Origin of the sequence: Streptomyces sp. NPDC086989, from assembly GCF_044745505.1 — a bacterium.
Lineage (GTDB): Bacteria > Actinomycetota > Actinomycetes > Streptomycetales > Streptomycetaceae > Streptomyces.
On the sequence record NZ_JBIVAL010000022.1, the window covers coordinates 56,713 to 82,240 of the forward strand.

At 73.7% G+C, this 25,528-nt stretch carries 23 protein-coding genes and 1 pseudogene; 11 read left to right on the top strand and 13 right to left on the bottom strand.

What is annotated here, in order from left to right; all coding sequences use genetic code 11:
• Positions 1 to 132: 132 nt before the first annotated feature.
• On the top strand, positions 133 to 1,320 hold the full coding sequence (locus tag ACIPK4_RS35480; protein WP_402320777.1) for a low temperature requirement protein A: 1,188 nt from the start codon (positions 133 to 135) through the stop codon (positions 1,318 to 1,320).
• On the opposite strand, the gene ACIPK4_RS35485 is transcribed toward ACIPK4_RS35480, so the two are convergent.
• Positions 1,304 to 2,245, bottom strand: coding sequence for a beta-ketoacyl-ACP synthase III (locus ACIPK4_RS35485; protein ID WP_402320780.1), 942 nt, complete (start codon positions 2,243 to 2,245; stop codon positions 1,304 to 1,306). The two genes, ACIPK4_RS35480 and ACIPK4_RS35485, sit on opposite strands and share 17 nt — an antisense overlap.
• A 217-nt stretch (positions 2,246 to 2,462) precedes the next feature.
• On the opposite strand from ACIPK4_RS35485, the gene fdhD reads away from it, so the two are divergent.
• Positions 2,463 to 3,296 (top strand): formate dehydrogenase accessory sulfurtransferase FdhD, encoded by an 834-nt coding sequence (fdhD, locus tag ACIPK4_RS35490; RefSeq protein ID WP_402320782.1) that lies wholly within the window; start codon positions 2,463 to 2,465, stop codon positions 3,294 to 3,296.
• Positions 3,297 to 3,583: 287 nt separating this feature from the next.
• Here the strand turns inward: fdhD and ACIPK4_RS35495 are convergent, their stop codons facing one another.
• Positions 3,584 to 4,021: a (2Fe-2S) ferredoxin domain-containing protein gene (locus ACIPK4_RS35495; protein ID WP_402320785.1), complete on the bottom strand. Its 438-nt coding sequence runs from the start codon at positions 4,019 to 4,021 to the stop codon at positions 3,584 to 3,586.
• A 9-nt stretch (positions 4,022 to 4,030) separates the two neighbouring features.
• Complete coding sequence (locus ACIPK4_RS35500) at positions 4,031 to 5,146, bottom strand: bile acid:sodium symporter family protein (protein WP_402320788.1); 1,116 nt, start codon at positions 5,144 to 5,146, stop codon at positions 4,031 to 4,033.
• A gap of 132 nt (positions 5,147 to 5,278) precedes the next feature.
• On the opposite strand from ACIPK4_RS35500, the gene ACIPK4_RS35505 reads away from it, so the two are divergent.
• Positions 5,279 to 6,130 carry a LysR substrate-binding domain-containing protein gene (locus ACIPK4_RS35505; RefSeq protein ID WP_054221213.1) on the top strand — a complete coding sequence of 284 codons (852 nt, stop codon included), beginning with the start codon at positions 5,279 to 5,281 and terminating at the stop codon, positions 6,128 to 6,130.
• A 579-nt stretch (positions 6,131 to 6,709) separates the two neighbouring features.
• Here ACIPK4_RS35505 and ACIPK4_RS35510 read toward each other — a convergent pair.
• Positions 6,710 to 7,429 (bottom strand): annotated as a pseudogene (locus tag ACIPK4_RS35510) (IclR family transcriptional regulator C-terminal domain-containing protein); the annotation flags it as partial.
• A gap of 791 nt (positions 7,430 to 8,220) precedes the next feature.
• A complete protein-coding gene (locus ACIPK4_RS35515) occupies positions 8,221 to 8,742 on the bottom strand; it encodes a sigma-70 family RNA polymerase sigma factor (RefSeq protein WP_376193463.1) in 522 nt (173 codons plus the stop codon).
• Between the two features lie 521 nt (positions 8,743 to 9,263).
• Here ACIPK4_RS35515 and metG point away from each other — a divergent pair.
• From metG to ACIPK4_RS35530, 3 genes are all read left to right on the top strand, one after another.
• A complete protein-coding gene (gene metG, locus ACIPK4_RS35520) occupies positions 9,264 to 10,979 on the top strand; it encodes a methionine--tRNA ligase (protein ID WP_376193465.1) in 1,716 nt (571 codons plus the stop codon).
• A 259-nt stretch (positions 10,980 to 11,238) separates the two neighbouring features.
• Positions 11,239 to 12,498, top strand: a complete 1,260-nt coding sequence (locus ACIPK4_RS35525; RefSeq protein ID WP_402320793.1) for a glycosyltransferase 87 family protein — start codon at positions 11,239 to 11,241, stop codon at positions 12,496 to 12,498.
• A gap of 32 nt (positions 12,499 to 12,530) precedes the next feature.
• Positions 12,531 to 12,962: a hypothetical protein gene (locus ACIPK4_RS35530; protein WP_402320796.1), complete on the top strand. Its 432-nt coding sequence runs from the start codon at positions 12,531 to 12,533 to the stop codon at positions 12,960 to 12,962.
• 33 nt (positions 12,963 to 12,995) lie between these two features.
• On the opposite strand, the gene ACIPK4_RS35535 is transcribed toward ACIPK4_RS35530, so the two are convergent.
• Complete coding sequence (locus ACIPK4_RS35535) at positions 12,996 to 13,658, bottom strand: response regulator (protein ID WP_402320799.1); 663 nt, start codon at positions 13,656 to 13,658, stop codon at positions 12,996 to 12,998.
• Positions 13,646 to 14,947 (bottom strand): sensor domain-containing protein, encoded by a 1,302-nt coding sequence (locus ACIPK4_RS35540; RefSeq protein WP_402320801.1) that lies wholly within the window; start codon positions 14,945 to 14,947, stop codon positions 13,646 to 13,648. Before ACIPK4_RS35540 ends, ACIPK4_RS35535 begins: the two co-directional genes overlap by 13 nt.
• A gap of 397 nt (positions 14,948 to 15,344) precedes the next feature.
• On the opposite strand from ACIPK4_RS35540, the gene ACIPK4_RS35545 reads away from it, so the two are divergent.
• Both ACIPK4_RS35545 and ACIPK4_RS35550 read left to right on the top strand, forming a co-directional pair.
• Positions 15,345 to 16,055, top strand: a complete 711-nt coding sequence (locus ACIPK4_RS35545; RefSeq protein WP_402320804.1) for a hypothetical protein — start codon at positions 15,345 to 15,347, stop codon at positions 16,053 to 16,055.
• Between the two features lie 70 nt (positions 16,056 to 16,125).
• A complete protein-coding gene (locus ACIPK4_RS35550; protein WP_376193479.1) occupies positions 16,126 to 16,905 on the top strand; it encodes a hypothetical protein in 780 nt (259 codons plus the stop codon).
• 120 nt (positions 16,906 to 17,025) lie between these two features.
• Here ACIPK4_RS35550 and ACIPK4_RS35555 read toward each other — a convergent pair whose 3' ends face one another.
• The 3 genes from ACIPK4_RS35555 to ACIPK4_RS35565 form a co-directional block, all read right to left on the bottom strand.
• Entirely contained in the window at positions 17,026 to 18,213 is a 1,188-nt protein-coding gene (locus ACIPK4_RS35555) for an MAB_1171c family putative transporter (RefSeq protein ID WP_402320807.1), read from the bottom strand.
• On the bottom strand, positions 18,210 to 18,767 hold the full coding sequence (locus tag ACIPK4_RS35560; RefSeq protein WP_054221522.1) for a hypothetical protein: 558 nt from the start codon (positions 18,765 to 18,767) through the stop codon (positions 18,210 to 18,212). Before ACIPK4_RS35560 ends, ACIPK4_RS35555 begins: the two co-directional genes overlap by 4 nt.
• A 64-nt stretch (positions 18,768 to 18,831) precedes the next feature.
• Positions 18,832 to 19,500 (bottom strand): helix-turn-helix transcriptional regulator, encoded by a 669-nt coding sequence (locus ACIPK4_RS35565; protein WP_054221521.1) that lies wholly within the window; start codon positions 19,498 to 19,500, stop codon positions 18,832 to 18,834.
• 335 nt (positions 19,501 to 19,835) lie between these two features.
• Between ACIPK4_RS35565 and ACIPK4_RS35570 the strand changes: the two genes are divergently transcribed.
• The 3 genes from ACIPK4_RS35570 to ACIPK4_RS35580 all read left to right on the top strand — a co-directional run bounded on the left by ACIPK4_RS35570 (position 19,836) and on the right by ACIPK4_RS35580 (position 24,316).
• Entirely contained in the window at positions 19,836 to 20,705 is an 870-nt protein-coding gene (locus ACIPK4_RS35570) for a helix-turn-helix domain-containing protein (protein ID WP_402320810.1), read from the top strand.
• 118 nt (positions 20,706 to 20,823) lie between these two features.
• Positions 20,824 to 22,179, top strand: a complete 1,356-nt coding sequence (locus ACIPK4_RS35575) for a 6-phospho-beta-glucosidase (RefSeq protein ID WP_402320813.1) — start codon at positions 20,824 to 20,826, stop codon at positions 22,177 to 22,179.
• Between the two features lie 28 nt (positions 22,180 to 22,207).
• Positions 22,208 to 24,316: an MDR family MFS transporter gene (locus ACIPK4_RS35580; RefSeq protein ID WP_402320862.1), complete on the top strand. Its 2,109-nt coding sequence runs from the start codon at positions 22,208 to 22,210 to the stop codon at positions 24,314 to 24,316.
• Between the two features lie 64 nt (positions 24,317 to 24,380).
• Here the strand turns inward: ACIPK4_RS35580 and ACIPK4_RS35585 are convergent, their stop codons facing one another.
• The 3 genes from ACIPK4_RS35585 to ACIPK4_RS35595 form a co-directional block, all read right to left on the bottom strand.
• Positions 24,381 to 24,638, bottom strand: a complete 258-nt coding sequence (locus tag ACIPK4_RS35585) for a hypothetical protein (RefSeq protein WP_402320816.1) — start codon at positions 24,636 to 24,638, stop codon at positions 24,381 to 24,383.
• Complete coding sequence (locus tag ACIPK4_RS35590; RefSeq protein ID WP_402320818.1) at positions 24,625 to 24,900, bottom strand: DUF6400 family protein; 276 nt, start codon at positions 24,898 to 24,900, stop codon at positions 24,625 to 24,627. The genes ACIPK4_RS35585 and ACIPK4_RS35590 overlap by 14 nt, the downstream gene beginning before the upstream one ends.
• Positions 24,901 to 24,982: 82 nt before the next feature.
• Positions 24,983 to 25,468, bottom strand: coding sequence for an NUDIX hydrolase (locus tag ACIPK4_RS35595; protein ID WP_402320821.1), 486 nt, complete (start codon positions 25,466 to 25,468; stop codon positions 24,983 to 24,985).
• Between the last annotated feature and the right edge of the window lie 60 nt (positions 25,469 to 25,528).

Below are 25,528 nucleotides of genomic sequence, written 5' to 3' on the forward strand. Positions count from 1 at the left end.
GCCGGGCGGGATCCGCGTACATCTCAGGTCGTACGGTCCCCAAGCGAACCCGGATGCCGATACGCGCTGGACACCACGGCCACCGAGGCGGTCGGATGAGCGCCGCACGTCTGCACACAGGGGGAGCCACGCATGGAAACACCGCACCGCGTCAGCACGTTGGAACTCTTCTTCGACCTCGTCTTCGTCTTCACCATCACACAGCTGACGGTGCTGCTGGCGGACGACATCAGCTTCCGGGCCGCGGGCCAGGTGCTGGTGATCTTCACCGTGCTGTTCTGGATGTACGGGGGCTACGCGCACCTGACCAACCAGGTGCCGCCCGACCGCACCGTGCGCAGGGTGCTGCTGATCCTGGCCATGGGCGCGTTCCTGGTGTGTGCGCTGGCGGTGCCGACCGCGTTCGGGGCCGGCGGAATCGCCTTCGGCCTCGGGTACGTGTGCGTCGTCCTCGTGCACAGCGCGCTCTACACGCAGGCCCACGGCTCGGGGGTGCTCTGGTTCGCGCTGCCCAACCTGCTGTGCGCGCTGTCGGTGCTGGCCGCCGGGTTCTTCGACGGGCCGCCGGCCTGGGGGCTGTGGATGCTCGCCCTGCTGATCCAGTTCGCCGTGCCGCAGCTGGTGCAGCGCGTGGCGGCGAGCGGGGCGGAGTCCGCAGCGGCCGCGCCCGCGACGACGACGGTGACGACCGTCAGCGACCAGCTCGGCGGCATGAGCGCCGAGCACCTCGTGGAGCGGCACGGGCTGCTGCTGATCATCGTCTTCGGAGAGTCCGTGATCGCGATCGGCATCGGGACCGGCTCGCTGCCCCTGTCCGTGGGGATCGCCGGCGGCGCCTTCCTCGCGCTCGCCGTCGCGTCGGCACTGTGGTGGATGTACTTCGTGCGCGACGAGGGCCGGGCCGAGGAGGTCTTCGCCGAGACGGCGCCGGAGAAGCGGTTCAAGCTGGCGATGCTCGCCTACTACTACGCCTTCCTGCCCATGCTGCTCGGGATCGCCGCCTTCGCGGCCGGCGTGAAGAAGACCATCGGGCACCTGGGCGAGCACCTGCACACCGGGCCTGCGCTCGCCCTGGCCGGCGGGGTCGCCGTGTACCTCGCCGGGGACCTGGCCTTCCGGGCCGTGCTCGGGATCGGCCCGGCCCGGTTCCGGGCGGCGGCGCTGGTGCTCGCCCTGGCGACGGTGCCGGTCGGCACGGGCACCGCCGGGCTCTGGCAGCTGCTCGCCCTGGTGGTCGTACTGCTGGCGGCGCTGTGGGCCGAGGTCCGCTGGACCCCGGGCTGCACCGCGGCGGCCGGACGGCCTACGGGCAGTGGATGACCTGGCCCGCGTAGGAGAGGTTGCCGCCGAACCCGAAGAGGAGGACCGGGGCGCCGGTGGGGATCTCGCCGCGCTGCACCAGCTTCGACAGGGCCATCGGGATGCTGGCGGCAGAGGTGTTGCCGGAGTCCACGACGTCGCGGGCCACGACCGCGTTCACGGCGCCGATCTTCGCGGCGAGCGGCTCGATGATCCGCAGGTTCGCCTGGTGCAGGACGACGGCTGCCAGCTCCGCGGGGGCGACCCCGGCCTTCTCGCACACCTTGCGCGCCAGCGGCGGGAGCTGGCTCGTGGTCCAGCGGTAGACGGACTGGCCCTCCTGCGCGAACACCGGCGGGGAACCCTCGATGCGGACCGCGTGGCCCATCTCCGGGACCGAACCCCACAGGACCGGGCCGATGCCGGGCTCCTCGCAGGCCTCGACCACGGCGGCGCCCGCACCGTCGCCGGTCAGCACACAGGTGGTGCGGTCGCTCCAGTCGGTGATCTCGGTCATCTTGTCGGCGCCGATGACCAGGGCGCGGGTGGCCGAACCGGCGCGGATCGCGTGGTCGGCGGTGGCCAGGGCGTGCGTGAACCCCGAGCAGACCACGTTGAGGTCCATGACGGCCGGACTGCCGCCCATGCCCAGCTTGGCGGCGACGCGGGCGGCCATGTTGGGCGAACGGTCGATCGCGGTGGAGGTGGCCACCAGGACGAGGTCGATGTCGTCGGGGGAGAGCCCGGCCCCGGCGAGGGCCTTGCCCGCGGCCTGGAAGGCCAGCTCGTCCACCGGCTCGTCGGCGCCCGCCATGTGCCGGGTCTTGATGCCGACCCGGGAGCGGATCCACTCGTCGTTGGTGTCGACCACGGCCGCGAGGTCCTCGTTGGTGATCACTTTCGCGGGCTGGTAGTGCCCTAGCGCCACCACGCGTGAACCGGTCATGGGCGGGGTCCCCCCTCGTACGGAAGTCAGGATCACCCAGCTTGACCTGCTACCGGTCGGTACAGGTGCACGTGACCCGACAGGATTACCGCCCCTGAATTTGGAGATTCCGGAGGATCTTCCTGCCGGGAGCGCCCTACGGCGGCGATCCGGGAGAATGGGCCCGTCAGCAGCACGAAGGAGTGCGCGGCGAAGACAGAACGGGCGGGCTGATCACATGGGACGGGTCACCGAGCGCCGTCGTGTCATACGGGTACGGAACGGGGCGACCGCGATCCGCCCGGACACGCTGGTGGCCGAGGAACCGCTGGAGATACGGCTGAACGGCAAGCCGCTCGCCATCACCATGCGCACCCCCGGAGACGACTTCGCCCTGGCGGTGGGTTTCCTGGTCAGCGAGGGCGTACTCGGCTCCGCAGCGGACGTCCGGGCCGTGACCTACTGCGAGGGGGCGACCGAGGACGGCTCCAACACGTACAACGTCGTCAACGTGCAGCTCGCGCCCGGGGTCGCGGTGCCCGACATCACCCTCGAACGCAACGTCTACACCACGTCCTCCTGCGGCCTGTGCGGAAAGGCCAGCCTGGACGCGGTGCGCACGGCCACCCGCTTCCCGCTCCGGCGCGGCGCCGACGACACCGTACGCATCCCCGTGGAGCTCCTCGGCGAGCTGCCGGACCGGCTCCGCGCGGCGCAGAAGGTGTTCGACCGCACCGGCGGTCTGCACGCGGCCGGGCTGTTCTCGCCGCAGGGCGAGCTGCTGGACCTGCGGGAGGACGTCGGCCGGCACAACGCCGTGGACAAGATCGTCGGCCGGGCCCTCCAAGCCGGCCTGCTCCCGCTGGCGGGCGCGGTGCTGCTGGTGTCGAGCCGGGCCTCCTTCGAGCTGGCACAGAAGGCGGTCATGGCCGGCATCCCGGTCCTCGCCGCCGTCTCGGCGCCGTCCTCGCTGGCCGTGGACCTGGCCCTGGAGTCGGGGCTGACCCTGGTCGGATTCCTGCGCGGGCCGGACATGAACATCTACGCCGGCGAGGAGCGGATCGCCTGGTGAGTGCCGGCTCCGCCGGGACCTCGCCGGCCCGCCCGGGCGGTGGCGGGCGGATGCGCCGTGCTCGCCCGCCGGGGCGGTGAAGCGTCCCGTCCGGCCGCCGCGCCGGCGATCCGCCGCGGTGCCGCCGCCGCGCAGCTCCGGGGTCGAACCGTCGTCGGCCCACCAGGTTCCGGTGGGGTCCCCGGGCACCAGGGCGACGGGATCGGCGCCCAGCGGATCTCAGCGGCCGGCCGATCTCAGCGCCCAGCGGATTTCAGCGGCCGGCTGATCTCGGTGCCCAGAGGGTCTCAGCGCCCGCGGCGGGTGCGTCGTCCCGCCTTGGCCGCCGGCGTCGGCCCGGGCTTCGGTGGGTCGATGCGGTGCAGGTCCAGCGTCGCCGGGATCGGCGTGACACCCGGGCCGCCGGATTCCGCCCAGGCGATGACCTCGTCCGTGGCGGTGTCGTCCAGGGCCCAGCCGAACCAGGCCGCACGGGCACCCCGGCGGCGCGCCTCGCTGGTGGGCTGGACGACGATGACATTGGCCTGTGCGCACGGCCCGAGGCACTCGCTCGTACGGACGGCCAGCCGGCCCCCCGACGCCGCCGCGGCCTCGCGCAGCCGGGCCAGCTGCCCGGCGTGGTCGGAGCCGGGATTCTTGCGGGGGTCCCCGCAGCAGCAGCCGCGGCAGACCACGAGGGTGCAGGGGCGTTCGGCGTGGGCGGCGAGCGGGCGTATCCAGGTCACCGCCGCACGTTACCGGGCCTGCGGTGCGGGGTGTTGGACGCCGGGGGAGACCTCCACCACATGTCCGGCGGGCAGTTCGGCCCCGGCCCCGGTTGCGGCTCCGGCCTTGGCCTTGGTTGCGGCCTCGGCTCCGGCATCGGCTGTGGCCTCGGAGGGCTCCGTCTGCGCGGCGCGGTGGCGCGCCAGCACCGCGCAGACCATCAGCTGCATCTGGTGGAACAGCATCAGCGGCAGCACGGCGAGGCTCGCATGGGCCCCGAACAGCACGCTGGCCATGGGCAGTCCGGCCGCGAGGCTCTTCTTCGAGCCCGCGAACTGGATGGCGATCCGGTCCGCCCGGCCGAACCCGAGCCGTTTCGCCCCGTACCAGCTGACCAGCAGCATCACGGCCAGCAGTACGGCCTCCACCGCCAGCAGGGCGCCCAGGCGCGGGGCGCTGACCTGGCGCCAGATCCCGGCGGCCATACCGGCGCTGAAAGCGGTGTAGACGACGAGCAGGATCGAGCCGCGGTCGACGTAACCCAGCACTCTCTTGTTCCGGACCAGGAAACCGCCGACCCAGCGGCGCAGGGCCTGGCCGAGCAGGAACGGCAGCAGCAGCTGCACGACGATCTTGAGGAGGGAGTCGGGGGAGAACCCGCCCGCACCGCCGCCGAGCAGGCCGGCGGCGAGCAGCGGGGTGAGGACGATGCCGGCGAGGGACGAGAAGGAACCGGCGCAGATCGCGGCGGGGACGTTGCCGCGGGCGATCGAGGTGAAGGCGATCGAGGACTGGATCGTCGAGGGCACCAGGCACAGGAACAGCAGCCCGCTGTACAGCGGGGGCGTCAACAGCGCCGGGACCAAGCCGCGGGCGGCCAGCCCGAGCACGGGGAACAGGACGAACGTGCAGGCCAGCACGGTGAGGTGGAGCCGCCAGTGGCGCAGACCGTCGAGGGCCTCACGGGTGGAGAGCCGGGCCCCGTACAGGAAGAACAGCAGGGCCACGGCCCCGGTGGAGGCGCCCTCGGCGACGGACGCGGCCGGGCCGCGGGCGGGCAGCAGGGCGGCGAGGCCGACGGTCCCGAGGAGGGCCAGGACGTACGGGTCCACGGGAAACCGGACGGGGAGGTGCGGGCGGCGCATGTACGGGGAGGCTCTCGGGTCGGCGGCACGGGGCGGGCCCCTCCATCGTCGGGCCTGCCCCGGTCATCGGGAAACCCGTACACCGTGCTCACTGCCATTGCGGTTCGTGATGACCGCGGGAAGGATGGGGGCATGTACGACCCCGTCCAGCTGCGCACGTTCCTCACGGTGGCCCAGACCCTCAGCTTCACGCAGGCCGCCGGCCGGCTCGGGGTCCGCCAGTCCACCGTCAGCCAGCACGTGCGGAGGCTGGAGGAGGCGACGGGGCGGCCGCTCTTCCTGCGGGACACCCACAGCGTGCAACTCACCGAGGACGGCGAGGCACTGCTCGGCTTCGCCCGGACCATCCTGGAGGCGCACGAGCGGGCCGCGGCCTGGTTCACCGGGACCCGGCTGCGGGGACGGCTGCGGTTCGGGGCCTCGGAGGACTTCGTGCTGACCCGGCTGCCGGAGATCCTGGAGGGCTTCCGGCACGAGCACCCCGAAGTGGAGCTGGAGCTGTCGGTCGAGTTGTCCGGGACCCTGCACGAACGGCTCGACGCGGGCCGGCTCGACCTCGTCCTGGCGAAACGGCGTGGACCGGGCGACGAACGGGGCCGGCTGGTGTGGCGGGACCGGATGGTGTGGATCGGGGCGGAGGGGCTGCGGGTGGACCCGGAGCGGGCCGTGCCGCTGATCGTCTTCCCGCCGCCGGGCATCACCCGGGCCCGCGCACTGGAGGTGCTGGAACGGGAGGGGCGGGCGTGGCGGATCGCCTGCACCAGCGGCAGCCTCAGCGGGCTGGTCGCGGCGGCCCGGGCCGGGCTCGGCGTGATGGCCCACACCCGGGGGCTGATCCCGCCGGGGCTGGTCCGCGTGCCGGGGTTGCCGGACCTCGGGGCGGTGGAGTTCGCGCTGCTGCGGGGCGAGCGGGGCTCGCCGGCGGCGGAGGCCCTGGCGGCCGCGATCCTCTCCGGTGCGGACCGCCTGACCCGCCCGGCGTAGGGCCTGTCTTCAGACTCCCGTCTGCCCCGCGACGCCTGGCACGCGCTCTCGCCGCACCGGGCGGAATCCAAGTACGGTCCAGTACGCGGTCTTCCGCCCGGCGCGCCGAGAGCACGCACCAGACGCCGCGGGGCCGCCCTCCGGGCGACGACGGGAGTCTGGCGACAGGCCCTAGCCCTCCGGGCGCCCGGTGGCCCGCCCTTGCCGGTCGCGCGCCGGGGGGTCGGAGGCCGGCGCGGGGTGGGGGGCAGAGGCCGCGCGGGCGGGGCAGAGGTCGTGCGGGTGGGGCTACGTGCTCAGGACCAGGAGGCGGTCGGCCGTGGGGAGGCTGCCCGGGGTGAGGGGGGCGAAAGTCCGGGGGAGGGACAGGCGGGGCGGATCGGATTCCGGCAGGGGGTCGAAGAAGTACGCGGCCTCCGCGGCGGTGTCGCTGACCAGGTGGGGGTCGGCCGGGGACGCCGCCCCGCGGGTCAGCGGGGTGCGGAAGAGCATGCGGAGGTGGCGCAGGGTTTCCGGGGTGGCCCGCGAGGGGTCGGGCGCCGGGCCCGCCGGCGCGGCGTCCGGGGGGATCGCCCCCGACAGCAGCAGCGCCAGGAGCACCGGAACGGCCTTGCGGCGCAGGGCCTGCGTCGCTTCGGGCAGCCGGTGGGCGTGCGTCGCGGGCAGCGACAGCGCGAGACTCCCGGCCGAGTCGCCGGTCGCGATCGGCACCGCCGAGCAGACCACGCCCGGTGAGTACTCGCGCAGGTCGTACACCGGCCCTCCCGGTGCGACGGCGTCCAGCGCGGAGAACAGGACCCGGCTGTCGGTGATCGTCTGCGGGGTGAGCCGGGCCGGCCGGTACCGGGCCACGTGGTCGCGGCGCCGGTCGTGGTCCAGCTGGGCCAGCAGGCACTTGCCGACGGCGCTGGCGTGCGCGGCGGCCCGGAAGTCCACCCACTCCCGCACCGGCGGCGCCGCCGGCCCGTCGGCCATCTGGGTGAGCCGGACCTCCCCCTCGGCGTACCGGCTCAGGTACACCGCCGCGCCCGCGCTGTCCCGGGCCAGGGCCAGCGTGCGCTGGAGCTGGCCCGCGAGGCCCGCGCCGCCGGGGGCGGCGAGCCGGTCGAGCGCGGGCCCGCGCGCGTACACGCCGGCGCCCGGCCGGTATGCGTACTCCTCCTCGCACAGCATGGCCAGCAGCGGACGCAGTTCCGCCTCGGCCAGGCCGGACTCCCGCCCCAGCTGCGCGGCGCGCACCCCCAGCGGATGCTTCTCGAGGACCTGTACGACGGCCAGCGCGCGCCGCGCCTGCGCCAGGGCCTCGCTCGTCCCGGGCGGCCGGACCGGCCCGCGGCGCGGGGCCCGGGCCGACGGCGCCGCTCGGCGCTGCGGCCCGGCCGGTTCCACCGGCTGCGCCACCACCGCGGGCGGCGGCCGGAACGCGTCCAGCACCGACGGCAGTCCGGGCCTCGGCAGCGGCACCGGGCCCAGATCGGGATCGTCGAGCTGCTCGACGTGGCGCAGGACGGTCGCCTGCGCGCAGAGCCGCACCTCGCGCAGGTCCCGCCGCCCGCTGGGCCGGTAGCCGCGCCGGCCCAGCTCGCGCGCCCAGAACCGGGCGTCGTGGTGTTCCCCGCGCCGGGAGTGGTCCAGGAACAGGCAGTACGCGGCCGATGCGGTCCGCGCCCGTCCGGAACCGGCGGCGAACTGCCACCAGAAGCGGGCGCCTTCGCGCAGTCCGGCCAGGTGCAGCAGGCAGCCGAAGACCACGGCTCCGGACAGTTCGGTGTGCCCGCTCTCGATGAAGGCGCTGAGCTGCGCCCCGGCCGTCGGGGTGCACACGGCGGCCAGGCAGACGGCCTTGAGGTCGCGCCGCGCCCGTTCGGAGTCGAGCGGGCAGTCCCGCGCGGGGTCGCTCCACCCGTACGCGGCGCGGCGCCGGGAGGGTGCCGCGGCGGCCTGGCCCCGGGAGGGGCGCAGCAGGCGGGCCTCGGCGGCGCCCAGGTCGTAGTGCGGGTAGCGGTCGCGGACGCCGGCCCGGGTCAGGAACTCGGCCAGGGAGCGCCGGGTGGCGTCGCCGCCGCGTTCCTCCATGTCCTCGCGGCGCCTCATGATTCGGCGGAGGTGTCGAGCATGCGGGCGAGCCGCCGGTGGGCCTGGCCGAGCTGCGAGCGGACGGTGGCCTCGTCGACGCCCATCACCGAGGCGGCCTCGCCGGGGGTGCACTGGAGCCCGTAGCGCAGCAGCACGGCGTCGCGCTGGCGTTCGGCGAGGCGGGAGACGGCGGAGTAGAAGCGGATGGTGTCGGTCAGCACCTCGTACCGGTCGGCGTGGGCCTCCTTGAGGGCGGCCTCGAAGGCGCTGGTCTCCATGGGTTCGGGCCAGGTGCCGTACCACTGCTGCCGGTCGACCAGCCGCTGCTTGAGGATGGTCCAGGCGTAGGCGTCGAGCCGGTCCATGTGGAGCATGCGTAACCACTCGTTCATGATCGAGTCGAAGGTGGCGTCCACCGCGTCCTCGGCGGCCGCGTCGGAGCCGAGCTGCAGGTACGCGAAACGCATGTAGGAGGGCCGCCGGTTGGCGTGGAAGGCCCAGTACGACAGGCGTGCGGTCGGGTCCCACTGGCTCATGGGCGTCGGCCGCCGCCGTCGGCTGGGCAGTCCCACGGCCCCACCGGACTCCTCTGGTCCGCCATCGCTCACCGCTCCACCTCACCTCGTCCCCTGTGCGCGGCCAGCCTGGCAGTGCGGGCGTACCCGGGGGGCGCAGAAGAGAGACGTCGGAGGATTACGTTCGGCGATGACCGGCCGGCGACCGACTTCGATCACGCGGGGGTCCAGTCCGCGCGTACGCATATGCCGGGGCCGTGCCGGCCGGACGTGCACCGGCGTACCCCGGGTGGACCGGCCAGGATGACGGACCCCGCGGGCCCGTCCGACCGAACCGCGGACACCGGTCCGCGCTGATCCGCCCCGGCTGTAGCATGGGGCCCTTGCGAGGGCCGTGACGGAGAGGTCACGTCCCTCGCTTTTGCGTTACGTCCACCCCAGAGAAATGCGGCGCGTGGCCTTTCGGCGGTTCGATACGATGAACCGCATCACAGTCCGTCACGGCACGTTGTCACCGCAAAGACGAAATGGAGCATCCGAGGATGGCTCGACACCTGATCACCAGCGCGCTTCCCTACATCAACGGGATCAAGCACCTGGGCAACATGGTCGGGTCGATGCTTCCGGCGGATGTGTACTCCCGGTACCTCCGCCAGCGCGGCCACGACGTCCTGTACATCTGCGCCACCGACGAGCACGGCACCCCCGCCGAGCTCGCCGCGAAGGAGGCCGGCCTCTCGGTCGCCGAGTTCTGCGCGCAGGCCCACGACGCCCAGAAGGCGGTCTACGACGGCTTCGAGCTGTCCTTCGACTACTTCGGCCGCAGCTCCTCGCAGCAGAACGCCGAGATCACCCAGCACTTCGCGCGCCGGCTCCAGGAGAACGGCTTCATCGAGGAGCGCGCGATCCGGCAGGTCTACTCGCCGGTCGACGGCCGCTTCCTGCCGGACCGCTACGTCGAGGGCACCTGCCCCCACTGCGGCTACGACAAGGCCCGCGGCGACCAGTGCGAGAACTGCACCCGCGTCCTGGACCCCACGGACCTGATCGAGCCCCGTTCGGCGATCTCCGGCTCCACCGAGCTGGAGGTCCGCGAGACCAAGCACCTCTTCCTCCTCCAGTCCAAGCTCCAGCACGAGGTCGAGGCCTGGGTCGCCGAGCACGAGGAGGAGTGGCCGCAGCTGGCGTCCTCCATCGCCCGCAAGTGGCTGACCGAGGGCCTGCACGACCGCGCCATCACCCGCGACCTGGACTGGGGCGTGCCGGTACCGGCCGACACCTGGCCCGAACTGGCCGCCGAGGGCAAGGTCTTCTACGTCTGGTTCGACGCGCCGATCGAGTACATCGCCTCCACCAAGGAGTGGGCGGACGCCGACCCGGCCGGCCGTGACTACAAGTCCTGGTGGTACGAGGCCGCCGACGTGCGCTACACGCAGTTCATGGCCAAGGACAACGTCCCGTTCCACACGGTGATGTTCCCGGCCACCGAGCTGGGCACCCGCGAGCCGTGGAAGAAGGTCGACTACGTCAAGGCCTTCAACTGGCTGACGTACTACGGCGGCAAGTTCTCCACCTCGCAGAAGCGCGGCGTCTTCACCGACCAGGCGCTGGAGACCCTCCCGGCCGACTTCTGGCGCTACTTCCTCATCGCGAACGCGCCCGAGTCCGACGACTCGTCGTTCACGTGGGAGCACTTCGCCGCCACGGTCAACAAGGACCTCGGCGGCACCCTCGGCAACTTCGTCAACCGGGTGCTGACCTTCTCCCGCAAGAAGTTCGGCGACGAGGTCCCGGCCGGCCGCCCCGCGGGCGACGCCGAGGCCAAGCTGGGCGAGCAGATCGCCGAGCTGCTGGCCGAGTACGAGGGCCACATGGAGTCCCTCCAGTACCGCAAGGCCGCGGCCGCGCTGCGCGCCCTGTGGTCGGCCGGCAACGCGTACCTCGACGAGAAGGCCCCCTGGCTGGAGGTCAAGACCGACCTGGACGGCGCCGCGCTCACCCTGCGCACCGCCATGAACCTGATCCACCTCTACTCGGTGGTCTCCGAGCCGCTCATCCCGGCCTCGGCGCGCACCATGCGCTCCGCGTTCGCGCTCGCCGACGACACGGCGACGTGGGTGACCCCGGAGCAGGCCAAGTCGCTCGACGCGGTCCCGGCGGGAACGCCGTTCACCGTGCCGCCGGTCCTCTTCGCGAGGATCACCGAGGAGGACCTGGAGTCCTACCGCGAGCGCTTCGGCGGCTCCGAGGCAGGCTGACCTCCGCTCGGCGAAGGGGCGCGACCTTCCGGGGTCGCGCCCCTTCGGCGTGAGCGGAGACCCACGGCCTTCGGCGTGAGCGGAGACCACGGTCCTTCGCGGTGGGGGGCGGCCGCAGCCCTTCCCGGTGGGGGCAGCCACAGCCCGTCGCGGTGGGCGCGGGCCACGGCCCGCGGGAGCGCGTGGTAGGGGAAACCCGACCACGAAGGCTCCGCCTGGGCGTGCAGACCGGAGGGGACCCCGCGGCTGGAATGGGTCCATGACCCCCTCCACCCGCCCGCTAACGTCCGCGGCCTCCCGTCTCCTGCCCGCCTCGCCCACCGCCCGGTGGACCGCCGGCTGGCTGCTCGCGGCCGCCTGGGCGCTGTCGTTCCCGCTGCTCTCCCCGCTCGGCCCGCACCGGCTGTGGGGATGCTGCGCGGCCGCCGGATACCTGGTCGCCGCCGGGGCCACCACGCTGGGCCGCCCCCGCTCGGCGACGGCCGCGGCCCTGACCGGAGCCGTCGTACTGCCCCTGCTGCTCCTGGTCCTGACCGGGCAGGGCCAGTCCGAGGTCGCGGTGATCGAACGGTCAGGGCGGCTCCTGCTGGAGTCCGGACGCCTCTACGTGGAGCACCCCGCCGCGGTCGGGGAGTACACCCCCTACCTGCCCGCCATGGCCCTCCTGGGCCTTCCCCGCGCCCTGCTGGGCGGCGGTGACGGCTGGGCGGTCCGCCTGCTCGGTGACGCCCGGATCTGGTGTGCGGCCGTCCTGTTCGCCGCCCTGTGGGCGGGACGCCGGATGCTCGGCGGCCCCGCGTCGCCGCTGCTGCCGGTCCTGGTGGCCTCCCCGGTGATGGCCCTCCAGCTGACGGTGAGCGGGGTGGACATGCCGCTGTCGGGCCTGTGCTGCCTGGCCCTCGCGGCGGCCGCCTCCGGCCGGCCGGCGGTGGCCGGGGCGGCGCTCGCGGCGGCGTGCGCCATGAAGTGGACCGTACTGCCCGCGGTGGCGGTGGTCCTCGTGCTGCTCCGGGCCTGCCGTGGCGGGCGCGCGGCGCTCCGCTGCGCGGCGGTGGCCGCTCCGGTCACGGCCCTGCTGGTGCTGCCGGGGGCGCTGCTCCAGCCGGCCGAGCTGTGGCGGCAGGTGTTCACCTTCCCGACGGGCCGGGCGCCGGTGGCGACCCCGGCGGGCAGCCCGCTGCCGGGGCACCTGCTGGCCGAACTGGGACCGTGGGGCTGGTACTTGGCCGTGGCCCTGCTGGTCCTGGGCGCGCTGGTGGTGGCGCTCTCGCTGTGGGCGCGTCCGCCGCGCACGCTCGTCGCCGCCGCCGACCGGCTGGCCGCGGGTCTGACCCTGGCCTTCCTGCTGGCTCCGGCGGGCCGCTTCGGCTACCTGATGCTGCCGGCCCTGCTGGTGGTGTGGGCCCGCTGCGTGACCCCGCCGCCGTCCACCGCCCCCTCGCGGGTCGTGGCCGGCGGACACCGCGACGGCACCGCCCGTCCGGGAACGGCGGCGGGCCGTGCGACGTCCCTCTCGTGACAGGGGGTTTTCCCGGAGCAGGTGGAGGCATCGTGTACGCAGGACGGCCGGTCCGTACCGGCAGGGCGGCGCTCGTCGCTGGAGTGCTGCTGATGCTCTCGGCGGTCGCCTTCGGCGTGACGGCGCTGGTCCGGGCGGCCGATCCCGGGCGCAGTCCGCTGCACCGCGCCGTGGACGCCTATCTGGAGACGGTCGGTACGGGCGGCAGCGCGCCCACAGCGGCCTGCGCGGGCACCACCGACCCGGCGGCGCGACTGCGCCGTCCCGGCGCCCGCTTCGGGCACCGGATCATCTCCTCCATCGAGGGCGGCGGGCAGGCCACGGTCAACGTCGACCTCACGCCCGGCCCCGGCCCGGGTCGCGGCCCCGCCGTCGCCTACTCCCTCGATCTGGTCCGTACGGGCGGGGTGTGGCAGGTCTGTTCGGCGTCCCCCGGCCACGTCGAAATCGACCCCTTCGACTGAGCCGGCCGGGCGGCGGGCCCGGTGTCCGGTGGCTCAGGCGCCGTCCCGCCCCCGCAGGTGGGCCAGGACGGCCAGGACACGGCGGTTTCCCTCCGCCGGGTCGAGGTCCAGCTTCGTGAAGATGCTGCCGGAGTGCTTCACGACGGACGCCTCGGTGATGAACAGCCGGGCCGCGACGGCCTGGTTGTTGAGGCCCTCCGCCATCAGGGCGAGCACCTCCCGCTCGCGGGGCGTCAGGCGGGCCAGCGGCCGGTCGGCCGCCGTCGGCGGCGCGAGCAGCACGCGCACCACGTCCGGGTCGATGACCGTCTGGCCCGCGTGCACCCGTTCCAGGGCGTCGAGGAACTCGGTCACCTCGCCGACCCGGTCCTTGAGCAGGTAGCCCAGCCCGGCCGCCGAACCGTCGGTGAACAGCCGGGTCGCGTACGCCGTGGCCACGTACTGGGAGAGCACCAGGACCGGCAACGAGGGATCACGGGAGCGAAGTTCGAGGGCGGCGCGCAGTCCCTCGTCGCGCAGTCCGGGCGGCATCCGCACGTCCGTGACGACCACGTCGGGCCGCTCGGCGGACACCGCCTCCAGCAGGGCGGGCGCGTCACCGACGGCGGCGATCACCCGGTGGCCGCCGAGGGTCAGGAGCTCGCTCAGCCCCGCGCGCAGCAGCACGGAGTCCTCGGCGAGGATCACCAGGAGCACGGGACCTCCACGCGCAGTTCCGTCGGCCCGCCCACCGGACTGGACACCGTCAGCCTGCCCTGCAACATCGCCACCCTGTCCGCGAGACCCGCCAGGCCCGCTCCCGCGCCGGGGTCCGCCCCGCCGCGGCCGTCGTCCGTGACGGTGAGAGTGAGCCGGTCTCCCTCGACCCTACCGGCGACGCCGACGTGCGAGGCACCGCTGTGCTTGGCGGCGTTCGCCAGCGCCTCCGTGACGGTGAAGTAGGCGGTGGTCTCCACCGGTTCGGGAAGCCGGGGAAGGTGCCCGAGGTCCACCGTGACCGGCACCGGATGGCGCAGCGCCACCTCGGCGACGGCCGCCGCCAGCCCGTGGTCGGTCAGCACCTGGGGATGGATGCCGCGCACGAGGTCCCGCAGCTGCTCCAGGGCCAGCTTCGCCTCCGCGCGCCCGCGCCCGACCAGCGCCGCCGCCTCGGCGGCCTCCGGGATCCGGCGCAGCCGCAGTTCCGCCAGGCCCAGGGTCATGCTGAGGGCCACCAGTTGCTGCTGGGCTCCGTCATGCAGGTCCCGTTCGATACGCCTGCGTTCCGCCTCGAAGGCCTCCACGAGCCGGATCCGCGACCGGGTCAGCTCCAGTACCCGGCCGTCCTCCTCGCGCGGGCCGAGCAGCAGCCGGGCCGTCTTCACCTGCGCCCCGGCGATCAGTGCACCCGCGTACGCGGCCAGCACCAGCCCCACCAGCCCCACGGCGGTCCCGCCCAGTGCCTCCAGGGGGCCCGCGACGGCCCGGCCGGGTATCAGCATCACCGGTTCGGGGGCCAGCGCCCAGACGACGACCGGGGACACCACCAGGAGCAGCGAGAACACCAGGAGCGCCAGCACCCCGAACCCGGCCGCGCCGAACACCGTCCCGAGCAGGGCGGCGTACCCGAACTCCCGCCAGGTGGCGCGCTCCCGCAGCCGGGTACGCAGCCAGGCGGCGGCACCGGCTCCGGCGAGCGAGGCGTGTGGATCGGTGACCGGCACCGGTTCGGCCCACCGCAGCCTGCGCCGCTCCAGCTCGCCGAGCGGCACGGCGCCCGCCACGGCGGCGAGCAGCAGCAGGAGCCCTACCCCCGCGACCGCCAGCAGCACCCCGAGGCCCACGAGCAGGACCAGCGCCATCAGCACCGCGTACCCGAGGGGGAACCCGCTGCCCAGGTACGCCCAGCACCGCCACGGCCACCACGACCCGAGGAACCGCCACGGCCGCCGCAGCACCGCCCACACGGCCACCGGGGGGACGGGGAGGGGACCGGGCTCGGACATGCGCTCCAGCCTAAGGGCTGTCCCGTAATCCCCGGCGGGCGCGCGACGCCGGCTACGGCACCTCGCTGCGTTGTCGGAACGCCCGGATACGCCCAGTACGCGGATGCCCCTCCGCCTTGCGATGCACCGCATCCGACGCCGCGCGCCGCTCCACCGGGGATTACGGGACAGCCCTTGGTGCCGTGTCGTGCGGTGCTGCCGGGGCGTCACATCGCGGCGCCCGGTGCCGGGAAGCCGCAGATCGGTCAGACCGGGATGCCGTACGGGATTGAGCCGGGCGGGTGAACGGCTGGCCTGAACTCGCCCCTCGACCGGTGGTCTTGACGCGTCTGCGGCGTATCGAAGCGCCGCCGTGATCGTTTCTTCAGCCGAGACCCTCACACCGGGAGGACGCGCGGTGACCGCTTGGCAGTACTTCGCCGGAGCCGGCCTGGTGGCGGCGCTCTGCCCGCTGCAGTGCCAGGTGGCGGCCGCGGACGACGGCACCGGCGGTGCGGATGCGAGTGCGAGTGCCAGCGCGGGCGCGGTCGCGGGCCTTTCGGGCATCGCCGGTGTGGATGCCGGAGCCCGGCAGGCTTACGGGCCCGGTCACGGGAACGGGAACGGGAACGGGCACGGGCACGGGCACGGGAACGGCCGGGGCGACGGCGCCCGGATCGATGCGTGCGTTCCGTCAGGGCGGCCTCTGCCGCCGCCCGCAGCCGTGCCCCCCGCGGTCCGGCCTCCCGTGCGGGTCCTCGTGCCCGGCGCCGGCCGGCCGACCGTGCACCACCCGGGGCGGGGCCCGGCGCCGGCCGTCGCGGTCCCCGCACCGGCGCAGCCGTCCCGGCCGACGGCGAAGGCCGGGGCCGCACGGCCGGAGCCCGCGCCGCCCGCGCCGGGTCCCGAGGAGCCTGCCGGGCCGGCTCCGGCCGAAGCGCCCGCCCCGCCCCGGGCCGCAGCCGCGGCCGCGCGCGTGAGCGCCTTCCACGTGCGTCCGTACCGCTCCGTCGCCCTGGAGCGGCGCAGCCCGGCCGGCATGTCCACCGTGATGCTCATGGTCGTCGTCACCACCCCGGCCGTACTCGCCGCCGCCGCGCTGCGGCCGCGTTCCAAGAGCCGCAGCTGAGCCCCCGCACCCTGAGCCCCGCCCCCCGCGTCCCGCATCCACCCACCGATCCACCCACGGGAGAACCCACGTGTCCGAATGGCTGGTCCTGGCCGTCGCCATGGCGCTCGTCTGCGCCCTCGTCCTCGCCTTCACCGCGCTCCGGCACCGCCGGGTCGCGGAGGACGAGGACACCAGCGAAACCCCCGACGTCATCGAGTACATGACGATGATGGTGGGCGTGGTCTACGCCATCGTCCTCGGTCTGGCGATCGCCGGCGTCTGGGAGGCGCGCGGCGCCGCCGAGGACAGCGTGCGCCGCGAGGCACAGTCGCTGTACGAGGTCACCCAGCGCGCCGACGTGTACCCGGCCCCCGTCCGTGACCGGATCCGCGGCGAGGTCGACGCGTACGTCTCCCACACCGTCGCCGTGGACTGGCCGCTGCTGACCGCGGGCCGGGGCGCCTCGTCCCAGGGCGCGGAGCTGCTCGGCAAGCTGCGCACGGACGTCACCCACCAGAGCCCGGCGAACGAGCTCCAGGCGCAGGCCTACCAGCCGCTGCTGGACCACATCGCGGCCGCTGACGACGCCCGGCACTCGCGCGTGCAGGCCGACGAGTCGACCCTGCCGAGCGTGGTGTGGTTCGGGCTGCTGGTCGGCGGGGTGGTGACGGTCGGGCTGATCTTCACCCTGCAGATCCGCCGGTCCGGCCGGGAGTTGCTGCTGGCCGGGCTGTTCAGTGCGCTGATCGTGTTCCTGCTGTTCATGGTGTGGAGCTTCGACGCACCGTACGGCCGGGAGGGAATCGATTCCGCCGGCCCGTTCCAGGACCTGTTCCCGAAGGTGGCGCTGGCCGCGGCCCAGCGCTGACACCACCCCGGCCCACATCCGGGCCCACACTCGGGCCCACCCGGCCCGGTGAGGGCCTCAACGGGCTCACGGGCCCGGTGAGGGCCCGGCCCGGGACCACCGGCCCCGGTGGGCCGGCCCTCAGGCTGGCCCGCTCCCGTTGAGCGCGACCTCCCGTCGGACGGCCGCCACGACCGGCGAATGCCGCAGCGCGTGGGAGATCCGAACGAGGTCGCGCGGCCCCCGGAGGGTGTCGGGGACGCTCTCCTCGCTGGCCCCGATGACCGCGCCCTCGGGGTCCGCCGAACGGGCCTGGACGGCGGCCGCGACCATCGCCGCGTCGGCGACGGCGCGTGCCGTCTCCTCGTCCGCACCGCCCGTGAGGGCGCGCGCGTACGCGTCCTCGCGGCGGTTCGGGTCGAAGTACGGCCCCAGGTGCAGGAACCCGTCGTGGATGTCCGACTCGCGCTGGATCACCCGCAGTTCCGCCGGGGCCCACCAGGACATCTGCACGCAGGGGGTGCCGCTGGGGGCGCCGATCTGCACCTCGTGCCACAGCGCGCCGAGCCGCCGGTACGTCGTCCAGGTCTGCCAGCTGTCGGACAGCCGCTGGCACACGAGGGGCAGTACGAAGCCGATCGCGCTGATGAGCGCGCCGACGGAGGCGAGCGGCGGGGCGATGTAGGTGCTCAGGTCGTCGAGGTCGTGGCCCGTCCACCGGGCGATGACCGCGGAGATCTTGGTGGCGTCGTAGCTGAGGTTGAAGACGTAGCCCGAGACGATGATCATCAGGCCGATCCGCAGCCAGCCGTGCACCTGGAGGGACCAGCGCCAGCACATGGCCACCATGACGACGGCCGCCACCAGGTGCGCCGTCAGGTACAGGGCGATCATCTGCTGGATGTAGGGGGTGTTGGCGTAGTACGTGTCGAAGTCGCGCAGCCGCTCGACCGGGGTCTCGCCGAGCGCGAAGAGCGCCACCAGCACCATGACGACGCCGGCGTAGCCGAGCATCCAGCGGCGCGAGATGCGCCGGGTCTCCTCGGGCGGACCGCCGCGCCAGTTCACGATGAGCACCAGGCAGGCGGCGCTGAACAGGGTGATCAGGCAGTAGACGAGCGGGGCGGAGACGTTGGTGACACCGGTCCAGCGGTTGACCGCCACGATGGTGGGCGGGGCGGCGAAGGTGAACACCGATCCGGCCAGGATCAGCAGGGCGCAGACCGACCGCAGGAGCGGGTCGCGCCAGTTGTTCCGTAGCGCCGGCAGCTTGAAGGCGAGTGAGACCGCGAGGGCGGCTGCCGGTATGTAGTAGTCCTGGCCGTTCAACGGTCGTTCCTGTGCCCCCGGTATCCGAGCGAGGCCTCGATGCGGCCCGCCAACTGGTCACGCTGTGCGGGCGCCCGGTGGCCCGCGGAACCGGCGAGCCAGTTGCGGCAACGGCTGCCCAGCAGTAAACCGAACGTCTCCGCCTCGGTCTCCTCGGAGACGTCGGCGCGGGTGCGCGCGGCGACGCGCCGGACCGTCTCGCCGAGGTCGGCCCCGTCGGACAGCAGCCGGGCGGCGACGGCGGCTCCGTCGACGTGATGGCTGCAGTGGCCGGCCTTCATGTGCCACAGCTCGTGACCCAGGATGACCAGCTGGTGGTCGGGCGCCGTGCGTTCCTCGATGACCACCAGATCGCGGTCCGCCATGTCGAGCCACAGGCCGCTGGCCGTCCCCGGCGGGAACGAGGCCATCCGGAAGTCCACCCGGCGGCCGCGGTGCTTGCTCATGCCCTCGCACAGGGCGGCGTAGAGGTCCACGGGTTCCGCGGGCGCGGTCAGCCGGAGCCCGGCCACCAGTTCGCCGCACAACCGGCGCTGCTCTCTGCCTATGCTCACCGTTCTCCCCGTCGGCGCGGATCCGGATCAGGACTCAAGGATCAGACCCAGACTCTCGACTGGGTCAGGATTCATTCGGTTTGACGCTTTCGAGAAGCATGTCCAGCCATTCGGTCACCTTGTCCCGGTGTTTGTCGCTGGGCAGTTGGGCGGCGCGCCAGGCGATGCCCCGGACGCCGTGGTTCTGCAGAAGTCTTGCCAGCGGATCGCCGGTCGAAGCGGCCGCGGCGGGTACGGTTTCGCGCGCGCGGCCGGCGTAGTCCTGGAGCAGCTGCTGTTCGGTCCGCTGGAGGGCGTCGGTGAGGGCGTCGGCGTCGTGCGCGGTGAGGAAGCCGGCGTGCACGCCGAAGAAGCGCTGTATCGCGTCGCAGTGCTCCATCGTGGGCCTGCGGTCGCCGTTGATCAGGGCACCCGCCTGCTGCCGGGACATGCCGGCGCCGTCCGCGATCTCCTGCTGCGTGTAGCGGCGCCCGTTCGGCTTCAGCCGGGTGCGCCGGAGCAGGTCGAGGCGCTGGAGGAAGCGGGTCTGCAGACAGGGCTCGCCGGCGGGCCGGCCGTCCAGCAGGGTCCTGACCACGTCGGCGGGGACGCCGGAGGCCTCGGAGAGGCGGCGCAGGTCGAAGACCTTGTTCAGGTCGTGGCCCATCTTGCCCGCGAGTTCGGCGACGCGCGTGACGGTGGCTGCCAGGGGCGCGTTGGCCACCGCGACGGGAGCCGGGAAGCCGTCTGTCACCAGTGGTTCTCCTAGATCGCGGCGGGTCGGTACGGGCACATGGTCGGCTTTTGGAATCTATCCGAGGAGCTGCCGCAGGGCCAGAAGTTGCCACAGCTGTGGCGGGAATGAGCTGTCAAGAGGCTGGAATTGCCACGATAGTTGACACTCGAATGAAGTCGGTAGCAGGATCGCCAGAGGAAATTGAAGATCCAGACCGTGAAGAGGGGGAGCTCTCGGTGCCACATCTCGCAGCGGTGGGCCCGTCCGATGGCCTCGCCCGAGCCGGTGAGGAGCGCCTGCCGGGCGAAGATTCCGCACGCGGCGCAGTGCGGTCGGAGCGACGCAAGGAGATTTTGCGCCAGCGGCGCGAGGAGCTGGGCCTGAGCCAGGAGGACGTCGCCGCCCGCCTGCACATCAGCGTCCGCGCCTACGGGAACTGGGAACGCGGCCTGGTCAAGGAGTGGACGGACCGCAAACTGCTCGCCCTGGCCGAGGCCTTGGAGATGAGCGAGCGGCAGTGCTTCTGGCTCTTCCGCGTCATGGTCGACCGCGACCCGCCGCCCACCTGGCGCGCCGCCGAGGAGAACCGCCTGCCCCAGGACCCCGCCCAGCGCGACTACCTGTGCGACTACGCGGCCCTCATGGAGGCCGTGCCCTACCCGAGCTTCCTGGTGGACCACCGCTGGGACGTGGCGCTCACCAACTCGGCGTTCGACAAGCTCTTCCAGTCGGTGCGCCCGCACCCGACCGCCCTGCCGGACGACAACTTCCTGCGCTTCGTGCTGTTCCACCCGGACGCCGCGGCCGTGCTGGAGGACCACGAACCGGCCTGGTGCGTACCGCTGCTGGCCCAGTTCGCGAACGCGCTCGCCGCGGCCCCGGACGACGAGGGCCTGAGCAGCATCCGCCAGGAGGTGGCCCGCGACCCGTTCATGGAGGCGGCCTACCGCTACGGCGTGCCGCACTGGCTGAGCACCCACGGGGCCGATGCCGCCGAGCGCGACGGGGCCGTGCGGACCGTCCGGCACTGGGACCCCCGCTGGGGTCACGTGCGCTGCCGGATGGTGGCCGAATCCAGCCGCATGCTCGACGCGATGGGCCTCACCCGGATCACCATGATCCTGTCGACGCCGCTGGGCGCGGCGACGGGCCCGGTCCGGGGCTCCGGCGCCACCCCGCTCCACCAGGGCCCGCGGCTGCGCGCCGTGCCGTCGCTGGACTGACCCCCGCCCGCCGCGCGGCGGGGGACACTGGTGACCTCCGGCACGGGCCGATCGCGGGCCGCGGAGCGGATGCCACGGATCGTGGCACCGATCGTGGCGCGGTGAAGGGCGGTAGGGCGTGCGGCTGACGATCCTCGGCGGAGGCGGATTCCGGGTTCCGCTCGTCTACGGGGCACTGCTCGGCGACCACGCCGAGGGCCGGGTGTCCCGGGTGACGCTCTACGACGAGGACCCCGCCCGGCTCAGCGCCATGGCCCGGGTGCTCGCCGACCAGGCGGCCGCCTCCGGGGCGTCCGACGCCCCTGCGGTCACCGCCACCGGGGACCTCGACGAGGCCCTGCGCGGGGCGGACTTCGTCTTCTCCGCCATCCGCGTCGGCGGACTCGAAGGACGCGCCGCCGACGAGCGGGTGGCCCTCGCCGAGGGCGTGCTGGGCCAGGAGACGGTCGGCGCGGGCGGTATCGCGTACGGCCTGCGGACGGTGCCGGTCGTCCGGGAGATCGCCCGCAGGATCGCCCGTACCGCCCCCGAGGCCTGGGTCATCAACTTCACCAACCCGGCCGGGCTGGTCACCGAGGCCATGGCCGAGGAGCTCGGCGACCGCGTGATCGGGATCTGCGACTCCCCGGTGGGGCTCGGCCGGCGTCTCGCCCGGCTGCTCGGGGCCCGCCCCGAGGAGGCCTGGATCGACTACGTCGGCCTCAACCACCTGGGCTGGGTCCGCGGGCTGCGGATCGGCGGCCGCGACGTGCTGCCCCGGCTGCTGGCCGACACCGAGGCGCTGGAGTCCTTCGAGGAGGGGCGGCTGTTCGGCGCCGAGTGGCTGCGCTCGCTCGGCGCGATCCCCAACGAGTACCTGCACTACTACTACTTCAACCGCGACACCGTACGGACGTACACCGGGGCCGGTCAGACGCGCGGCGCCTTCCTGCGCGACCAGCAGCGCGGGTTCTACGCCGAGGCGGGCCGCGCGGACCGGCCGGCCGGTGCGGCGCTGGCCGCCTGGGACCGGACCAGGGCCGAGCGGGAGGCCACGTACATGGCCGAGAACCGCGAGGCGGCGGGCCTGGGCGAGCGCGACGAGAGCGATCTGGAGTCCGGCGGGTACGAGAAGGTCGCGCTCGCGCTGATGCGGGCCATCGCCCGGGACGAGCGGGCCACGCTGATCCTCAACGTGCGCAACCGCGGAGTGCTGTCGGTGCTCGACGCGCAGGCGGTGATCGAGGTGCCCTGCCTGGTCGACGCGAACGGCGCCCATCCGGTGGCCGTGGACCCACTGCCGCTGCACGCGGTGGGCCTGGTGACCTCCGTCAAGGCCGTCGAGCGGGAGGTCCTCGCGGCCGCCGCGAGCGGCTCCCGGGCCGACGCCGTCAAAGCCTTCGCACTGCACCCGCTGGTGGACTCCGTCACGGTGGCCCGGCGGCTCCTCGACGGCTACGCGGCCGCGCACCCCGGCCTCGCCCACCTGCGCTGACCGGGGTCCCCCGGACGGCCCGGTGCGCATGCGGCCGGACGGGGGCGCTGTGAGAGTGCGAGGTGTGACCACTGCCCCCGCCGAAGCCCCCGTCGCCGCCGGGGCTCCTCCCGTGCTCGACCGGCGGCGGCGCAATGTCGTCTTCGGCACGATCATGCTGGGCGTGCTGCTCGCGGCCCTCGACCAGACGATCGTCGGCACGGCCCTGCCCACGATCGTGGCGGATCTGGGCGGCGGGGACCACATGTCGTGGGTGGTGACCTCCTACCTGCTCGCGGAGACCGTCGCGACGGTGCTGGTCGGCAAGTTCGGCGACCTCTTCGGCCGGAAACTCATCTTCCAGATCTCCGCGATCGTCTTCATCACGGGCTCGTTCCTGTGCGGCCTGGCGAGCAACATGTCCCTGCTCATCCTGTGGCGGGGCGTCCAGGGGGTCGGCGCCGGCGGCCTCATGGTCACCTCCATGGCATTGATCGCCGACGTGGTCCCGCTGCGCGAACGCGGCAAGTACCAGGGCGCGATCGGCGCCGTGTTCGGGGTCGCGACCGTCATCGGACCGCTGCTCGGCGGCCTGTTCACCGATCACCTGACCTGGCGCTGGGCGTTCTACGTCAACGTCCCGATCGCGATCCTGGTGGTCCTCGCGGCGGCGCGGACGATCCCCTCGGTCCGCGCCGCCGGCGGCACCCGCATCGACTACCCGGGCATCGCCCTGGTCGCGGTGGGCTCCAGCGCCCTGATCCTGGCCACCAGCTGGGGCGGCAACGAGTACGCCTGGGACTCGGCGGTGATCATCGGGCTGTTCGTGGCCGGCGTACTGGCCCTGGCCCTGTTCTGCCTGGCCGAGACCCGGGCCGCGGAGCCGATGCTGCCGATGCGGCTCTTCCGGAACCCGGTCTTCACGGTCTGCTCGGTACTCAGCTTCGTGGTCGGCTTCGCCATGCTCGGCGCGATGACGTTCCTGCCGACGTACCTGCAGTTCGTGGACGGGGATTCGGCCACCGTCTCGGGCGTACGGACCCTGCCGCTGGTGATCGGCCTGCTGATCGCGTCCGTCTTCAGCGGCAACGTCACCAGCAGGACCGGGCGGTACCGGATCTTCCCCGTCGTCGGCTCCCTGGTGATGGGAATCGGCCTCTACCTGCTCTCGCTGATGGGCCCGGGCACCGCCGCCTGGCTCGAATCGCTGTACATGTTCGTACTCGGCGCCGGGATCGGCCTGTGCATGCAGGTCCTGACGATCGCCGTGCAGAACACCGTGGACTACGCCGACCTCGGCACCGCCACGTCCGGTGTCACGTTCTTCCGTACGCTCGGCAGCTCGTTCGGCACCGCCGTCTTCGGCACGATCTACGCCAACACCCTGGGCCCCGCGCTGGAGAGGGCCGTCGCGGAGGCCGCCCGGGCCACCGGCGCCGATCCGGCGCAGCTGGCCAGGACGGCCCAGAGCCCCCAGGGGGTCCACGCGCTCGACCCGGTGGCGGCCGCCCCGATCGTGGAGGCGTACGCGCACGCCCTGCACACGGTGTTCCTGTGGACGGTGCCGGTGGCCGGGACCGGCTTCGTCGTCGCGCTCTTCCTCAAGCAGGTCCGGCTGCGCGACACCGCGAGGGCGGGCTCGACCGACATGGGTGACGGCTTCGCCTCGCCGGTCACGGCCTCCGGCGATTCGGCCAGTCTGCTGGAGCTGGCGGTGGGCAAGCTCGTACGGAACATGCAGCCGCAGACGGCGCGCGCCATCGTGAACGCCTCGGACACCCGGCTGGACGTCGCCGGAGCCTGGGCGGTGATGCAGGTGGAACTCCTGACCCGCACGGTGGGCCACGCGAGCCTCGGGCTCGTCGCCGCACGCCGCTCCCTGCCCCCGGAGGTCCTGCTGCCGGTCTTCGACCGGATGACGGAGGAGGGCTACCTCAGCCGCGAGGGCGGCTTCCTCGCGCTCACCGCGGCGGGGCGGCGGGAGGCGGCCACCATCTCCAAGGCATGGGGCGACTGGCTCGGCGACCAGCTGGAGAAGGACCGCGGCCGCCCGCGGAGCGAGGAACTCCGGGCCGCGGCCGACGCGATCGCGAAACGGCTGCTCGCGGAGGACCTGGGCGAGGGCTACTTCGCGCAGAGGGCCCCCGCGGGGGTGTGATCCCGGCGGCTGCGGCCGCCTCTGCCCGCGTCGCAGTCAGAGGCCGCCTCTGCCCGCGTCGCCGTCAGAGTCCGGCGCGACCGCCGGTGATGCGGCTCCACAGGGAACGCGTGGCGCCGAAACCGCTCTCGTGCACCCAGACGTGCGTGCACGACGGGCACTGCAGGTGCAGCAGGCTGCCGGTGTTGGACAGCAGGTACCGCCAGTGCTCGGAACACGTGCGCCGCTCCCCGCACGGGGCGCACCCGCGGCTGTCCTCGCAGGCCGGGCAGGCCACCCAGGCGCGGCGCCCGAGGTCCGCGTGCGGGTCAAGCGGCAGCATGGCCGTCTCCGCGCGGGGCGAGGACGCCGGCCGCGACCAGGGCGTCGTACACGCGCTGCTGCTCCGCGTCGAGCCCGGAGTACAGCAGGTCGTACGCCGCCTCCTCGCCGCGCAGTACCTCGATCGGGTCCCAGTCGGGGCCGAGGGCGTCCATGACCTGGGCCCGCCGCAGGACCTCCTGCGCGGTGAGGTCGACGGTGAAGTCGGCCAGCGCCGGGGTGTCCTGCGGGCCGGTGGGCGAAGTGGGGTGGTGTGGGGGCATACGAGAGAACTTAGGTATGCCTTCTTTCCCGTGGCAAGAGGGGGTGGGAGACGTCACAGCGGACCGGAGGCCCCGGCCGGCGCTACGACGTCGGGTAGTCGTACGAGGGCTCCGGCGGCAGGGTCGGCCCCAGCTCGGGGCGCCAGGCGCGCAGGACCGCCGTGGAGGGGGCGTAGAGGGCACCGGGGATCCGGTCCGGGGCGAACCACTGCCAGCGCAGGATCTTGTGCGGCTCGGTGACGCGGGGCGTGCCCTCGGCCGAGGAGGTCACGGCGGCCGCGGTCAGCCGGGTCACCCCGGTCTCCGGTGACAGCTGCACGGCCAGGATCCGGACGTCCCCGGGCGCCACCCGCAGGTCCGTCTCCTCGGCCAGTTCGCGGGCCGCGGCCTGCTCGAAGCTCTCCCCGGGGTCGACCTTCCCGCCGGGCAGCTCCCAGCGGCCGTCGTGCGCCTGCCCGAGGAGCACCCGCCCGTCGGCGCCGGCCACGACCAGCCCGACGCCGACGACGCCGTTGGGCTGCGGGACGGCCCGTACCGGGCGCTCGGGCGGGTCGTTCGGCGTCGTCATCGCTTGATCCGCTTCCTGATCCGGTGGGTGCCGGGCACGGCCCGGACGGCTGCGGCCGCT

Bases quoted from the DNA above. Each gene is read 5' to 3' on its own strand.
- ACIPK4_RS35480 (WP_402320777.1), top strand. From the start codon at position 133: ATGGAAACACCGCACCGCGTCAGCACGTTGGAACTCTTCTTCGACCTC.
- ACIPK4_RS35485 (WP_402320780.1), bottom strand. From the start codon at position 2,245: ATGACCGGTTCACGCGTGGTGGCGCTAGGGCACTACCAGCCCGCGAAA.
- fdhD (WP_402320782.1), top strand. From the start codon at position 2,463: ATGGGACGGGTCACCGAGCGCCGTCGTGTCATACGGGTACGGAACGGG.
- ACIPK4_RS35500 (WP_402320788.1), bottom strand. From the start codon at position 5,146: ATGCGCCGCCCGCACCTCCCCGTCCGGTTTCCCGTGGACCCGTACGTC.
- ACIPK4_RS35505 (WP_054221213.1), top strand. From the start codon at position 5,279: ATGTACGACCCCGTCCAGCTGCGCACGTTCCTCACGGTGGCCCAGACC.
- ACIPK4_RS35515 (WP_376193463.1), bottom strand. From the start codon at position 8,742: ATGAGCCAGTGGGACCCGACCGCACGCCTGTCGTACTGGGCCTTCCAC.
- metG (WP_376193465.1), top strand. From the start codon at position 9,264: ATGGCTCGACACCTGATCACCAGCGCGCTTCCCTACATCAACGGGATC.
- ACIPK4_RS35525 (WP_402320793.1), top strand. From the start codon at position 11,239: ATGACCCCCTCCACCCGCCCGCTAACGTCCGCGGCCTCCCGTCTCCTG.
- ACIPK4_RS35540 (WP_402320801.1), bottom strand. From the start codon at position 14,947: ATGTCCGAGCCCGGTCCCCTCCCCGTCCCCCCGGTGGCCGTGTGGGCG.
- ACIPK4_RS35580 (WP_402320862.1), top strand. From the start codon at position 22,208: ATGCGGCCGGACGGGGGCGCTGTGAGAGTGCGAGGTGTGACCACTGCC.
- ACIPK4_RS35585 (WP_402320816.1), bottom strand. From the start codon at position 24,638: ATGCTGCCGCTTGACCCGCACGCGGACCTCGGGCGCCGCGCCTGGGTG.
- ACIPK4_RS35590 (WP_402320818.1), bottom strand. From the start codon at position 24,900: ATGCCCCCACACCACCCCACTTCGCCCACCGGCCCGCAGGACACCCCG.
- ACIPK4_RS35595 (WP_402320821.1), bottom strand. From the start codon at position 25,468: ATGACGACGCCGAACGACCCGCCCGAGCGCCCGGTACGGGCCGTCCCG.